At 32.9% G+C, this 14,972-nt stretch carries 14 protein-coding genes and 1 pseudogene; 3 read left to right on the top strand and 12 right to left on the bottom strand.

Annotated elements, in window-relative coordinates; all coding sequences use genetic code 11:
- Positions 1–217 precede the first annotated feature (217 nt).
- Together NST87_RS02870 and NST87_RS02865 are read left to right on the top strand one after the other, a co-directional pair.
- Positions 218–1,207: an acrylyl-CoA reductase family protein gene (locus NST87_RS02870; protein ID WP_019468855.1), complete on the top strand. Its 990-nt coding sequence runs from the start codon at positions 218–220 to the stop codon at positions 1,205–1,207.
- A gap of 215 nt (positions 1,208–1,422) precedes the next feature.
- Positions 1,423–2,787, top strand: a complete 1,365-nt coding sequence (locus tag NST87_RS02865) for a glucose transporter GlcP (RefSeq protein WP_019468854.1) — start codon at positions 1,423–1,425, stop codon at positions 2,785–2,787.
- 140 nt (positions 2,788–2,927) lie between these two features.
- Here NST87_RS02865 and NST87_RS13775 read toward each other — a convergent pair.
- The 11 genes and pseudogenes from NST87_RS13775 to NST87_RS02805 form a co-directional block, all read right to left on the bottom strand.
- Positions 2,928–4,471 (bottom strand): IS3 family transposase gene (locus NST87_RS13775; protein ID WP_437129139.1). Its coding sequence is split into 2 segments (ribosomal slippage): positions 2,928–3,794 and positions 3,797–4,471, totalling 1,542 coding nucleotides; the frame shifts between segments, so codons are not numbered across the junction.
- 296 nt (positions 4,472–4,767) lie between these two features.
- Complete coding sequence (locus tag NST87_RS02850) at positions 4,768–5,169, bottom strand: GNAT family N-acetyltransferase (RefSeq protein ID WP_019468853.1); 402 nt, start codon at positions 5,167–5,169, stop codon at positions 4,768–4,770.
- A gap of 33 nt (positions 5,170–5,202) precedes the next feature.
- The gene (locus NST87_RS02845) at positions 5,203–6,234 is read right to left on the bottom strand and encodes an NAD(P)/FAD-dependent oxidoreductase (protein WP_019468852.1); all 1,032 of its coding nucleotides are present in this window, start codon (positions 6,232–6,234) and stop codon (positions 5,203–5,205) included.
- A 206-nt stretch (positions 6,235–6,440) separates the two neighbouring features.
- Positions 6,441–6,854, bottom strand: a complete 414-nt coding sequence (locus tag NST87_RS02840; RefSeq protein ID WP_019468851.1) for a DUF2871 domain-containing protein — start codon at positions 6,852–6,854, stop codon at positions 6,441–6,443.
- A gap of 119 nt (positions 6,855–6,973) precedes the next feature.
- On the bottom strand, positions 6,974–7,558 hold the full coding sequence (locus tag NST87_RS02835; protein WP_019468850.1) for a YcnI family copper-binding membrane protein: 585 nt from the start codon (positions 7,556–7,558) through the stop codon (positions 6,974–6,976).
- Positions 7,559–7,569: 11 nt separating this feature from the next.
- A complete protein-coding gene (locus NST87_RS02830) occupies positions 7,570–7,905 on the bottom strand; it encodes a hypothetical protein (RefSeq protein ID WP_230621699.1) in 336 nt (111 codons plus the stop codon).
- A gap of 20 nt (positions 7,906–7,925) precedes the next feature.
- Positions 7,926–8,819, bottom strand: coding sequence for a copper resistance CopC/CopD family protein (locus NST87_RS02825; RefSeq protein ID WP_230620697.1), 894 nt, complete (start codon positions 8,817–8,819; stop codon positions 7,926–7,928).
- 375 nt (positions 8,820–9,194) lie between these two features.
- Positions 9,195–9,638, bottom strand: a complete 444-nt coding sequence (rpiB, locus tag NST87_RS02820) for a ribose 5-phosphate isomerase B (protein ID WP_019468849.1) — start codon at positions 9,636–9,638, stop codon at positions 9,195–9,197.
- Between the two features lie 32 nt (positions 9,639–9,670).
- Positions 9,671–10,303 carry a dihydroxyacetone kinase subunit DhaL gene (dhaL, locus tag NST87_RS02815; protein ID WP_019468848.1) on the bottom strand — a complete coding sequence of 211 codons (633 nt, stop codon included), beginning with the start codon at positions 10,301–10,303 and terminating at the stop codon, positions 9,671–9,673.
- A gap of 12 nt (positions 10,304–10,315) precedes the next feature.
- A pseudogene (locus NST87_RS02810) lies at positions 10,316–11,314 on the bottom strand (dihydroxyacetone kinase subunit DhaK).
- 48 nt (positions 11,315–11,362) lie between these two features.
- Positions 11,363–12,418, bottom strand: a complete 1,056-nt coding sequence (locus NST87_RS02805; protein WP_019468845.1) for an erythritol/L-threitol dehydrogenase — start codon at positions 12,416–12,418, stop codon at positions 11,363–11,365.
- 201 nt (positions 12,419–12,619) lie between these two features.
- Here NST87_RS02805 and NST87_RS02800 point away from each other — a divergent pair, with 201 nt between their 5' ends.
- Complete coding sequence (locus NST87_RS02800; RefSeq protein ID WP_019468844.1) at positions 12,620–13,381, top strand: DeoR/GlpR family DNA-binding transcription regulator; 762 nt, start codon at positions 12,620–12,622, stop codon at positions 13,379–13,381.
- Between the two features lie 94 nt (positions 13,382–13,475).
- Here NST87_RS02800 and NST87_RS02795 read toward each other — a convergent pair whose 3' ends face one another.
- Positions 13,476–14,948 carry a Na+/H+ antiporter NhaC family protein gene (locus NST87_RS02795; protein WP_040030123.1) on the bottom strand — a complete coding sequence of 491 codons (1,473 nt, stop codon included), beginning with the start codon at positions 14,946–14,948 and terminating at the stop codon, positions 13,476–13,478.
- Between the last annotated feature and the right edge of the window lie 24 nt (positions 14,949–14,972).

Raw genomic sequence — 14,972 nt, 5'->3', positions numbered from 1 at the left:
ACTAAAATGTTAAATATGTTACTATACGACTTAATATATTTTTTTGACAACTTAAAGTATAGTCAAATGACATAAAGTTTACGATTGTTAAAATTAAAACGCTTACTTTTAAATCAGCGCTTTTACACTTATTGTGAAATTCACAATATCATGATAAAGTAGTTCTAGTTTTTTAATTGTTCATAAATATATATACATAAGGGAGTGCCATAAGGCAATGACGAAAACATTTAAAGCTTTTGTGGTCAATGAACAAGACGGCAAAGTAACAAGCGAATTTAAAGATATGACAATAGATGATCTTCCAGAAGGTGAAGTGTTGATTAAAACGAAATACTCTGGAATTAATTATAAAGATGCATTAGCTACATTAGACAATTCAAAAATTGTTAACAGTTATCCAATGGTGCCAGGCATCGATTTAGCAGGTGTGGTAGCTCACTCTGACACACATGCTTTTGAACCAGGAGATGAAGTCATCGTTACAGGGTACGGTTTAGGAACAGACCATTTCGGAGGTTTTAGTGAATATGTTCGCGTAAAAGAAGAATGGATTGTACCTTTACCTAAAGACCTCACACTTGAAGAAGCTATGATATATGGGACAGCAGGTTACACAGCTGGTTTAGCAATTGAAAAATTAGAGCATAATGGACTATCTGTAGAAAAAGATCAAGTGCTTGTAAGAGGTGCAACAGGTGGTGTAGGAACATTAGCGATTATGATGTTAAATGGCATTGGATATGATGTGATCGCTAGTACAGGTAAGACTGAAGCTACTGAAACACTTAAAACCATAGGTGCAAAAGATGTTATTTCTAGAATTGACAAAGAAGATAATAAACCTTTAGGTAAACGCACATGGCAAGCAGTCATCGATCCAGTTGGTGGTGACAGTTTTTCACAAATCATTAAGCAACTTAATTATAATGGTAGCGTTGCGCTCATTGGCATGACAGGAGGCGCTACATTCGATAGTTCAGTCTTTCCTTTCATATTAAGAGGTGTAAACGTTATAGGTATTGACTCTGTATATACAGAAATGAGACAACGGAAACATATTTGGCGTCGTCTATCAAAAGATTTAAAACCAGATCAATTACATGATATAAAACATAATATAAACTTTAAAGATATTAAAAACAGCATAGATGAAGTGTTTCAACATAATAATTCTGGTAGAATTGTTATCGAATTCGACGCATAAGATGATTTTATAAAACTCCGCACATCAAACAAAAATTGATGTGCGGAGTTTTATTTGATATCAACTTATATAACTATACATTTTTATTTAAACTACAAAAATATTACAATTCATATAAATATATATCAATAGATAAATTTATTATACTTTAACATTTACAATTAAAATATGAAAGCGTATACTTATTATTATTGAATATTATCAGGAGGGTTAATATGGGAATCAAAGTGAATAAAAAGCTCATCTTTTTCCTTGGTGCATTGGGAGGATTACTCTATGGTTATGACATGGGGGTTATATCAGGTGCACTGTTATTTATAAAAGATGACATACCGTTAAATAGTTTTACTGAAGGACTTGTCGTTGCATCGATGTTAGTCGGCGCTATCTTCGGCTCCGGTGCGAGTGGACCTATGTCTGATAGATTAGGTCGTAGACGTGTTGTATTTATTATCGCTATTATTTATATTGTCGGTGCATTAATTTTAGCCTTAGCACCATCAATGCCAGTATTAGTAATTGGTAGACTTGTTATCGGATTAGCTGTCGGTGGCTCAACAGCAATCGTACCAGTATATTTATCTGAAATGGCACCTACCGAACAACGTGGTTCGTTAAGTTCCTTAAACCAATTAATGATTACAATTGGTATTTTATCTTCATATTTAATTAACTATGCTTTCACTCCAATCGAAGGATGGAGATGGATGCTCGGTTTAGCAGTATTACCTTCACTCATTCTATTAATCGGTGTAGCATTTATGCCTGAAAGCCCTAGATGGCTACTTGAACACAGAAGTGAAAAAGCTGCTCGTGACGTTATGAAATTAACATTTAAAGAAAGCGAAATTGATAAAGAAATTGCTGATATGAAAGAAATAAATGCTATTTCTGAAAGCACTTGGAATGTATTAAAATCACCTTGGTTAAGACCAACATTGATCATTGGTAGTGTATTTGCTTTATTACAACAAATTATAGGTATTAACGCTATTATTTATTACGCACCAACGATATTTAGTAAAGCTGGTCTTGGAAATGCAACTTCTATATTAGGCACAGTTGGTATTGGTACCGTAAACGTCCTTATTACGATTGTAGCAATTATGATTATTGATAAAATAGATCGTAAGCGATTATTAGTCATCGGTAATATTGGTATGGTAGCTTCACTATTAATCATGGCAATATTAGTTTGGACAATTGGTATCCAATCTTCTGCATGGATTATGGTTGCTTGTCTAACGCTTTTCATCATCTTCTTTGGTTTTACTTGGGGACCAGTACTTTGGGTTATGTTACCAGAATTATTCCCAATGCGCGCACGTGGTGCTGCAACAGGAATCGCTGCTTTAGTACTATCTATTGGTAGTTTACTAGTTGCGCAATTATTCCCTATTTTGACTGATGTTTTATCAGTAGAACAAGTTTTCTTAATCTTTGCAGCTATCGGTGTCTGTGCTTTAATCTTTGTTATTAAATACTTACCAGAAACACGCGGACGTAGTTTAGAAGAAATAGAAGCTGATTTAAGATCTAGAACAAATGCAACTGATGTCAATGTTAAAGAATCCAAATAAACATTACATTGCTAAAACAAAATTAATGTGAGTTTTTAGGGTATAAAACCTATGCTCAAAATAAGAGAGCTAATCCGTTCTGAACTGCACCCTGTCAAGTAGACAGTGAAAAAAACAAAATGTTTATGGCTACCTTATATTTACGATATAAGGGTAGCCATTTTTAATGTTATTCTTTCTTGATTAAAAAATTCTATATATGAATTAATTGCTTTTATTGCTGTAGCCTTGTCTTTAAAAATCACTTTTTTTCTTCCTCTAAACAATTCACTTTTAATAGTTCCCCATACACCTTCCATAGGTCCATTATCTATGCAACATCCTGGTCGTGACATACTTTGTTTTATACCAAGTTGCTCTAACGTAACTTTAAATAATCTGCTTGTATATTGATATCCTCTGTCGCTATGTAAGAGTATACCTTCGGTATTCGGCACAAGTTTGACTGCTTTTTTGAGCGTATCTAATACAAATTTATTGTTATTTGAGGTACTTAATTTATGACTGATAATCTGTTTGCTGCCTAAGTCATAAATAGCACTTAAGTAAAGTTTTTTACCATTGCTTAGTTTGAATTCTGTAACGTCAGTTAACCATTTTTTATTTGGGATTTGTTCTTCAAATTTTCTATTTAATATATTATGTGCTGTAATTTCAGGTGTTGTTTTAATATATCGTTTTCTTTTAGGGCGGATAGTAGATTTTAGATTCAGTTGATTCATCAATCTATAGACACGTTTATGATTTACTTTTTGATGTAGTTTAAGTCTTAAATATATGTATATACGACGATATCCATATATGCCTTTGTATTTATTGTAGATATCAACGATATCTTTGATCAATTTTTGGTTTTCAATTTCTTTATTTGATGGTTTGCGATGTAACCATTTATAGTAACTTGAACGTGATATCTTTAATACTGAACATAACCAAGCTATCGGATAAAGGTTTTTAAATGCTTTTACCGTTTGGTATGATGCTTTTTGTCTGATGCCTGTTTCATCAACTTCCTTTCTATTTCTTCTTCCTTTTTTAAAACGTCATTTTCCATTTGAAGAAATTTATTTTTCTCTTTAAGTATCTTAATTTCAGCTTTTAATGCCTCTTCAGGTGTTAATACAGACTGGGGTTTCCCTTTTCCACGTCCATCTTTAAGCCCATCATATCCATGCAAGTTGTACTTTTTTACCCAGTTATATACTTGGCTATAATTGATGTTAAAATGATTTGCTGTTGTCTTATACGATTGGCCATGATTCATATAATAATCAACGATTTCTACACGATCTTCAAATGTTAATGATTTATATTTCAATTGATACACCTCGGGTTTTGGAGAATATGTTTTTAATATTTTACCCGACAAATACTTTGAAATCCATTTGTTTACAGTTGAAGTAGTGGGGATATTATATTTAACTACTAAATCAGTTAAAGATAGGCCATCATTTATATATTCGTGCACAACTTTAAGCTTAAATTCATTTGAGTAGGTATTATTTCTCTGAATTGGTAAAAGCACCTTTATTCCATGCTTCTTAAATTTATAATAGTTAATCAATAATGTTCTAGGAGAACAATTTAAATTTAATTTTTGAATTACATTTTTCATACTATATCCTTCTTCATATAAGCTGAAAGCTTTTTGATAAGTTTCAGGTGATAATTTTCTATGAGTCATAAAAAAGCTCCCTTCAAAGTTTACATTTTTAAGTGTCTACTTTGAAGGGAGCATATCATTCTGGATTAGCTCTCTTTGCATCTCGCAAATTAATCCGTATAGTTTTCTAAAAGATGGTTTGGTATCATTCACTCTGAATGTGAACGCGTTGTATTATCATTAAAAAATGATATCAATTAGCACAACATCACACACGTCAGATTCTATCTTTATGATAGAGCAATGGACGTGTGTTTCATAGATAACTATCTTTAAACTACTGCTTCGCATTTAAACATTCTTCAACATATTTAAATTTAGTATTTGATATACATCCCACAAGAATGAGGTTCCGTAGTCGTAAATCCGAATTGTTCATACAATTGATCTGCAGGATAATCTGCCATTAAACTCACATAAGTACCATCTTCTGCAACAGATGATATATATTTCATAATATTAGTCATAACCTGTTTACCATAACCCTGACCTTGATAACGTGGTTCTACTGCTATGTCAATAATATGAAAAGCAGTACCGCCATCTCCAATTACTCTGCCCATCGCTATTAATAAGTCATCATCATATATTGTAATGTCAAAGCATGCATTTGATATCCCTTTTTCTGTCGCCTTTTGTGATTTTTCACTTAACCCAGCTTTTTTTCTCATATTTCTATAATCTTGTACTGTTGGCGCTTCGTACTTTATTTTAACCATGTATTTTCATCCCCCAGACTGCTAAACCATGATTTATAAATATTTTTTCATCACTACTTTATTAGATTCTTTGAATGCATCATTATGACTCGATACATAACCTTCAGGAGCTGCTTCTGGTTCAACATAAAGCTTTGCTAGATTAGCTGCGTTTGCTGCGTCGCTAAAAGCACTCGCGATTAAGTGTGCTTTTGCTTCATGATAAATAATATCACCACAAGCGTATAGACCTTCAATACTCGTTGCAGTGTTACCAAAACCTTTAATATTATATTCACTATGCATATCAACTTGAGTTGTAGATTGTTCTAATAATGTATTTTCTCTATCGAATCCATGACTGACGATGACTTCGTCAAAAGCACGTACCTCTTGTTCCCCTGTTTCAATATTTTCCAATATCACTTGTTCTATACGCGACTGGGTAACGTCTCCTATTAATTGATAGATATGTGTGTTGGGTAACTTTTCTACTGACAATCCATCTAATATATTTTTCATTGCTTCATAACCCTTGATATCCGCTTTTCGATAAATTAATGTCACACTTTTAGCATAGCCACTTAAATCATTTGCCCAATCTAGAGCAGAGTTACCTGCCCCTGAAATCAATACGTTTTTGTTTTTAAAATGTTTTAAAGATTGCACAACATAATGTAAGTTTGTTAATTGATATCTTTCTGCTCCCTTGATATCAAGTTGTTTTGGATTAATGATGCCACCACCAATGGCGATAATAACAGATTTGGATTTATATATATTTCCTTTATTGGTCTCTACTTCAAAATGACGTTCAGCCAATTTCCTAATATCTATCACACGTTCCTCTAAATTTACTTTAGGATTAAAATGTAGTCCTTGATTAACAGTATCTTGTATAATTTCATAGCAAGGTTTCGGTGCCAAGCCCCCGATATCCCAAATAATCTTTTCAGGATACACGTGCATTTTACCTCCTAGCTTATCTTGAATATCAATAATTCTTACATTCATCCCTCTTAATCCAGAATAAAAGCTCGCGAACAAACCGGCTGGTCCACCACCGATAATGATTACATCATCCATAATAATCCTCCTACATGTACTACTTATTAATACCTATTATCCTATTATTGATAATGCTTATCAATTAAAAAGGGTGACTTTTTAAATAATTAATTACTTTATATGTATAATGGCTTTAAAATAAAATAAAAAGACGATCAAATTCGTATCGATCGTCTGCTATATCTATGATTGCTATATTTGTTTTAAAAATCTATTTAGAGAAATTATTTTTCTGATTTTTTGACAATGGCGTTTTTAAGCAAGAAGAATAATAAAATAAAACCAGCTGTAATCACTGTATGCCCCATTCCTGCATAGCCAGCAAATGATTCTGGAACTTTAAGTCCCATCACTTGGTAAGTGCCTTTCGTAAACATCATACCAATCGTTACCAATACACCTATATTATACACGATAAAGAACCAATTAAATAAATAATAACTACTCAAATTAAATACTTTTGTTACTGGTAATAAAATGAGATGCATAAACATTCCTAATATTAACGTATGCGTATGTACTACTACTAATTGTGTATCACCTGTAAAGTCATAAGCAAGTGTTAATTCACGATAATAAAAACCACTAAGCAATCCTAAGATTGTATAAATTAAAAAAGCGTATAATATTCTGCGCATTCAAAATCCTCCTTAAAAATTATTATAAAATAAATTTAATTAAAATACAGTGACAATTCACCAAACTTCACAAAAAAGCTAGTAATCAAAATCTGATTACTAGCTTAATCACTTATACTTTATCTTTCTTTACGAGACTTTTTAAAAATTGCTATGAGCGCTAAAATAATAGCTATGATAGATACAATCCATAAAGCGATAGAATCATTGCCCGATTGATTATTTTCAGAATCAACATCAGCTTTTTTGGATACTTTAGTCATAGGTGATGGTTTTTCTGCGTCTTCATCACCATTCCATTTTACAGTTTCTCCATCGTCATAAGTTTGATAAGCATCCCATTTAAATTCGCCTTCTTTATCAGGATTTGCTACTTGAATAGGTAAATCGACAAATTCATTGGGTCCAATACCTTTATCTTTAGCTGTCCAAGTGATTTTGGTAATATTACCATCGTCATCTTTAGTTAATTTATGATCAAATGTTTCCTGTGGTGCAACACCTACAACATTTACACCTTTGGGTACTTTCAACTCTATTTTTGTCGTGTTCGCTTCTTTTTCTACTGGAACTCTAACATCATATTTTTCATAAGAACCTGGTTCACTTGTGTCAGGATTCATAGTCACATGTGCATGAGCACTTTTGGAAAATACTAAAACAGTAAAACAAACTGCGATGGCTAAAATAAATTGTCTTTTCATCTTTTAAACTCCTATCCTGGGATATTTAATTGACTCATAATTACACCTGCTAATATGAGTAAAATACCTATACTTAGTTCTATGATTAATGCAAATCTATTTGTCTGACGATGCTTACCAAGCGCTCTAGTTGTTTGATAAAATCCTAACGTCATCATCACAAATGTTAGCAGAATCTTAATAAGTAATAAAACGCTCCACGTTTGAATATTTTTCCACAATGTTAAGACATTCGTTTGGTCAATTGACATAAGGACACCTGATATGACAATTAACATGACAGCGCTAATATTTACTTTTAATAAAAAAGGCCTCATTTGATTTACTGCAAATTGTTTTTTACCCAATACCATCACCACTAAGTATATCAAAGCCCTAACCAAAATGAGATTCCAGTAATATGGATCACCCTGATAAAAATCGACCATATTGGTACAGATTGAGACCAAGCATGTCCAGACATACTAAGCGCAATTAATATTAGACTTGGAATGAATATATACCAACTTGTAGCCATATTTTTCAAAGTGAAAAGCAATAATAATATGATAACTGCAATCATTGTTAATATGAATGGTGTTTGCAATAAAGTTGCTTTTTGTAGACTTAACACATCTGACACAACATTAGAAGATAAAGTCATCATATAAATTAAAACTGTGATAACGGAAATCATGACCAACGTCAAAATGGTTGGCATCGTGTATGTTTTAAAATTTAAATGAGGTAAACTTTGTCTTTTAGCTAAGCGGTTGACAAAATAAAGGCCGGTAAGTGTAATCAATAATCCTTCTATTATAAAGCGCGTAACCCCAAACCAAAAATCTGCCTTTTCATAAAACGGTGGTGCTGTATCAATTCCATTTGCTGTCTGTTTTCCAACTGAAAATTCAAAACTATCATTGATCTCATGGCCATCTGCAGACATTGTATGCCATTTTATACTGTGCGTACCTTTATTTAAATTTTCAATAGGAAATGTCAATGTTTGAGAGGAACCTGTTGTACTTGGTTTTACTTCAGTCAATTCAGAACCATTGTCATCATAAATCTTTATGCTTGAATACTTTGAATGGACTGGTTCATTAAATTGTAATGTTATTTCTTTTGGCGCGTTTTCAACAACACTATTTTGTGCTGGAGTAACTTTTTCTAAAGTTGCATGTGCTGAAACTTGCTGAGAACAAGTAACTATCCCAATGATTAACGAAATTATAAATATAACATAAGAAAACTTATGAAGTTTAAATGTTAATTGCACTTTCATCCCCCTTTTTCAAAAAGTTTATATTATCAATGAAATAAAAGAAATATATATTCACAATATAAATTTCATTTTGTCATTTTTTGGACAAATAATTATAAATTAAATATTATTGTTCCAATTAATTAGAAATAAAATATTAGTTTTGTTTCCATTAAAAATATTTATAATGTGTTGTTATAAAAATAAGTATTAAACTAATGCTAAATTTGTTTTTATTAGAAATGCTAAGTTACAAATTATGTATAAATTTAAATAGCAAAGGACTAATCCGTCGACTCTCACACGGACTAGTCCTTTGCTTTAATTATGCGCTTTAGGCCTCAACTTCTTATTCTTCAAGAATGATATGGTTTACATAAATATAACGCATTAAAATTCATCTTGTTCAACTTGCACAATTTTATCTACTTTACGTTGAGAACCACCTTCCCAACTTACATTTAAGTATGCTTCAACATTTTTTTTAGCAACTTCTATACCAATAATTTGTGCACCCATAGTCAGTATTTGAGCATTGTTACTTAACTGTGCACGCTCTGCAGAATAGTAATCATGCGCCAAAGCAGCGCGTATGCCTTTTAATTTGTTGGCTGTTATCGCAACGCCAATGCCAGTTCCACAAATAAGAATACCACGTTCATTATCTCCTTGTTGGATGCTTTTACCAACTTTAGCAGCAACATCTGGATAATCCGTCTCTGCACAATGATGACAACCAAAATCTTCGACTTCATGGCCCAGTGCTTCTATATGCGTTTTCACTGCCTCTTTTAAGTCGTAACCATTGTGGTCTGCACCGATTGCTATTTTCATTCTAACTCCTCCTTATATACTTATCACTTCACTTATACATATGATTTAAATGTATTTAACATCAGATACGCTGACATCGCGCCAGGATCTACATGACCTTGCGCACGATAGCCTAATCGCTTAGAACGGCCTTTATTTGAAACAATATCCTTTGTACTTTCCATACCTTTTTTAGCCTCTAAAAGTGCAATCTCAAATGCTTCCTTGAAATTAATACTTTGATATTTAGATGTTTCTAATGAAAGATAGAATGGTTCAAGTGTATCAATCATCGTTTTATCACCTATTTCAGCTTTACCTCTTGCCTTAATTCCTTTACTGAATGCAATCCAAAATTGATATAAGTCTGTATCATCTAATTCAGTTTTATTTTTCACTGCAACTGCTGACTTTAAAAAACCTGAAGCATATAAAGGACCTACAGATGACCCGACTGCATCCAAAAAGCTTTTACCAACAGCAACACTGATTTTTGCAATATCATCTTGTACTTGTAACTCGTTATGAATCGTACTTTTTACAGCTTGATAACCAATATTCATCGTCACACCATGATCACCATCACCTATTTTTCTATCTAATTCACATAGGTTATCTTTTTGTTCTTCAAACAACTCAGCTAATGCTAGGATGAATGATTTATATGTTTCACTTGTTAATGTCATTACAATTTCCTCCTAGACTTCTTTAAAATTTGGACAATCGACAGGATGATCTATACATGACTTTAACGTCTCGTCCACCTTCATCAATGTTACTGAGAAGCCACCCATTTCCATTGATGTAATAAAATTACCAATATACGATTTGTACGTCTTTATATTATTTTCATTTAATATTGCATCAACTTCTTTATTGATAATATATAATTCCATTTGTGAGGTTGCACCCAACCCATTTACTAACACAACCACTTCATCATCTGATTGATAAAGACCTTCTTTCAAAATGTTTTTCATAATAACTTGGACGGTTTCTTTTGCTGTGCGAATCGTTGTTTTTTCAATACCTGGTTCACCATGATGTCCTAATCCAATTTCCATCTCGTTATCTTCAAGATCAAAACTTGGTTTTCCTGTTTGCGGTAAATAACAAGGACTTAACCCAATGCCCATCGAACGTGTATAATCATTTGCCAGTTGTGCAATACGACGTACTTCCTTCAAATCATAGCCAAAATCAGCAGCAGCACCTGCAGCTTTATAAACCAGTAATTCACCTGCTATGCCACGTCTCTCTTCAATTTCCTTCGCTGAAGCAACATCATCATTTCCTATTACTACTGCTGTTTAAATATCATCTTCGACTTCTGTCATTTCGCTGGCCATTTCAAAATTCATTAAATCTCCTGCATAATTTCCATAAATATATAACACACCATTTCCGTCATGAATTTCTCTAGTTACAGCTTGTATAGGAATTGGTGAAGGTGAAGCGAAAATATTACCTACTGCCACACCATCAGCCATACCTTGACCAACATATCCGATAAAAGCTGGCTCATGTCCTGATCCTCCACCAATTAAAACACTCACTTTACGATTAGGGTGTCGTTTTTTTCCAATTAATGCTCTTTGATGCAAGTTTGAACGTCTAATATATTCAGGATAAGCAATTAAATATCCGGCCATTAATTCTTCTATAACGTCATCAGGATGATTAATCATCTTTTTCATTTAAAGTCTCTCCTTTTAACTATCTATGTTATCTATCACTTTGCTGTTTTAAGGTACAAGCACGATTTTCAATGACTTATCTCCTTTTTTCATCAATTCAAAGCCTTCTTCAAAATCTTGCAGTGGCAATTGATGTGTTACTACGCCTTCAGTTGGATAATCACCATTTTGTATACCATTTATCACAAGCGGATAACAGTAAGGTCCTAAATGACTACCCATTAAATCTAGTTCTTTACGATCAGAAATGATGCTCCAATCAACAGTTACTGGATCCCCAAATACAGAAAATTCGACAAATCTTCCTAGTTTTCTAATTGCACTCAAACCCTGTTCAACAGATTTAGGATGTCCTGTCGCTTCAATGTAAGTATCACAACCATAGCCCTCAGTCATATCCTTAATTTCTTTTACTATGTCAACTTTTGCTGGATTCATTACAATGTCTGCACCAAACTGTTTCGCTAATTCTAAACGATCATCTTTCATATCTAGTACAACCAAAGTTTCAGCGCCAGATTTTTTAGCAGCTCCTATCATGCCAAGCCCCAGTGTTCCAGCACCAGATAATACAACGAAATCTCCTAATTTGATGTTTGCACGTTGCACTGCATGTAAACTACAAGCATATGGTTCAATTAGAATTGCTTTTTCTATAGGTAGATCTTCAGGAACTTTATAATTTATTGCTTCTTTAGTGAATTTCATGTATTCAGCCATACCGCCATTGACATTATTTTGGAAACCGTATAAATCGTGTTTTTCACACATCCAATACTCTCCACGTTTACAAAATCTACATTCCCAACAAGGTACAATCTGTTCAGAAATGACACGATCACCTATTTCAAAATCAGTCACATCTTCGCCTTTCTCAACAATACGTGCAATAAATTCGTGGCCCGGTATCATCGGTGCTTTAATATAAGAAGGTTGCGTTTCATCATCCCAAAAACTTGGTGCTCCGCCATACGCTTTAATATCTCCTGCACAAATACCACATGCTTCAACTTTCACTATAATTTCTTTTGAATTCTCAATTGTTGGCGTCTCTACTGTTTCATATTTATAATCCCCTGGCGCATATGCTACAACTGCATTCATTTTGTCTGGTTAATTTTTATTCGTCATTTTCAACAACCCCTTCTTTCATTAGAAAACGCTTTCATTTATACCTATAATTCTAATATATATTTTCATTTATTTCAAATATTTTTTCGTTTATTTTCGTTTTGCTTTTGTTTTGTTATTTTTATAAAAAATTGTGTTAAACTAAATTATGAACATAAGGAGGTTGCGAATCATATGAAAATGTATGCAGATGAACGACGAGAGCACATATATACTTATATAAAGTCACATAAAAGAGCTACTGTAAAACAACTTTCAGATTACTTAAGCGTGACAGAAGCAACAGTTCGGAGCGATTTAAGGCTTTTAGAAAGTGAAAATAAGATTACACGTACACATGGCGGAGCAAAAGTAAATGATACGATGACTTCTAAATTAAACTTTTCTTACCGCTTAACACAAAAGCATCGTGAAAAACATAAAATAAGTGAGCATGCGTTAAATAAAATCGAACCGCAACAATGCATACTCATCGACGCAAGTTCAACTACATATGAGCTTGCAAAATTAATATCTGAGACAACAATGGAACTTACGATTATTACAAATGGATTGGAAAATGCAGTACTCTTAAAAGAAAATCCTAACTTAACAGTGCTCGTAGTTGGAGGGTTTGTATCACAAGATTCAAATGCAATTACTGGAAACATTGATTCACAAATTTTAGAAATGTATCATATTGATTATTTCTTTTTATCTGCAAACGGTTTCACCTTAGAAAATGGTTTGACTGATTTTTCATTACCTGAAGTTCAACTCAAAAAGCAGATGGTTCAAGAAAGTGAAAAAGTAATTGCTCTGATAGACCACAGTAAATTTGATATTTCATCTACTTTATCATTTGCTAAAATCACTGATATTACTGAAGTTATTACTGATGAACCCCCCCAAAAAAAATGGCTACAAAACATGCCATTTAAGTTAACTGTTGTTTAATTTCAAAATTAACAATTTAAAAAGCTGTATCAATTAGAATAATTTAATACCTAATTGATACAGTTTTTTTACTTAAAATAATTATCCAATCTTTTTATATACCACCTGACCATCCAACAGTAGTGAAGATATACAACACAATTGAACCTACGATGACCCAAATTAAAAACAATGGTGCCATAAATTTAAACCATGAACTAAAATTAGCTTTCGCAATAGCAATCGCACCTACTGTCGCACCCAATGTTGGCGTAATTAAATTACCTAATCCACCGCCAAAAGATAGTGAAGTTAACAGTATTTGGTCATTCACACCAAGTGTATGCGTAACTGGTTGTAATATTGGAACCATGACACTCATTAAACCTGAACCAGATGGTACTAAAAAATTAAATACTGTTGCTACTAAAAATATTAATATTGATACGACACCGGCTGAAGAACCATCAAGTTGTGTCGTTAATCCGTTGACAATCGTACTTAAAATCTTACCTTTTTCTAGAATGACGCTGATTGTGTTTGCCATGATAATAGCAAAAGCAACCACTAGCATTGGTTTAGCTCCTGCTAGAAATCCATCCACCATTTCACTAGGCCGTTTACTTTTTATTAAGTAAGCAAGCACAAAACTAATACCAAAAACAGTAATGAATACACCATTTCCATATTTCTCAGTCCAACTTAACATGCCGTTACCTATTGCTAACACTATAGGTGTAAAAATCACTAATCCTACTACAACCAAATCTCTCCAATTAATTGTTCTATCTTTCAAATCAATTTCTGTATTTGTTGTTTGCACATTATTTTGTTGCCAAGATGTAGTATTCATCAAACTTTTATTTGGTGATTTAATAACCCTTCTCGCATACCAGATAACATATAATAAAGTGACCAATAAAAACACTGTATACATAATTGCTCTCCCACCATATCCTGAATATAATGTGACTTCCGGATAAACGATTTGACCAATTTTAGCCATACCTGAAGGAGAAACTGAAAATGCCATATACAAAGGTAGGAAGGTCATGCCAAGGGCAATAATTGGATCTAATTTTAACCTATTCGCTAAAATGACACCGAGCGTAACAAAAACAATCATCTGATCGCCACCTACAAAAAACCCTATAAACGCCATTAAAGAAAATAATCCTATAATAAGTGGTAAAGCACCTGCGTGTTCAAATCTATATATCATATAATTAGTTAACTTTGTCACTGAGTCCAATTGCAACATACCTCCAATTGCCCCACCAACAAATAGCAATAAAGTTACAGTTTGAGCTGATTGTATACCCCCATTTAATATTAAGGTAATTGCATAAAACGGATTAACTGGATTTTGTGAAATAGCATGATAAGTTCCTTGTACAATTTCACCACTTTTTGTCGTGTCAAATTCACCAGCTGGAATGACATATGTCAGTAAACATGCAAACATCATCATCATCAACATCATTAATAACACGTGTGGCAATTGAAATTTTCTTTTTTCTTTTATTTTTAATTGGTCTTGTTCAACATCTGTTTGCGAATGATGTGAAGTTGCACTATATTCAGACATTCTATTTCACTCCTTAAAAATCAT

It is taken from the genome of Staphylococcus sp. FSL W8-0271 (genome assembly GCF_038006605.1).
GTDB lineage: Bacteria > Bacillota > Bacilli > Staphylococcales > Staphylococcaceae > Staphylococcus > Staphylococcus cohnii.
Note: the sequence above shows the minus strand (reverse complement) of the source record. Positions and strands in the feature narration are given on the sequence as shown.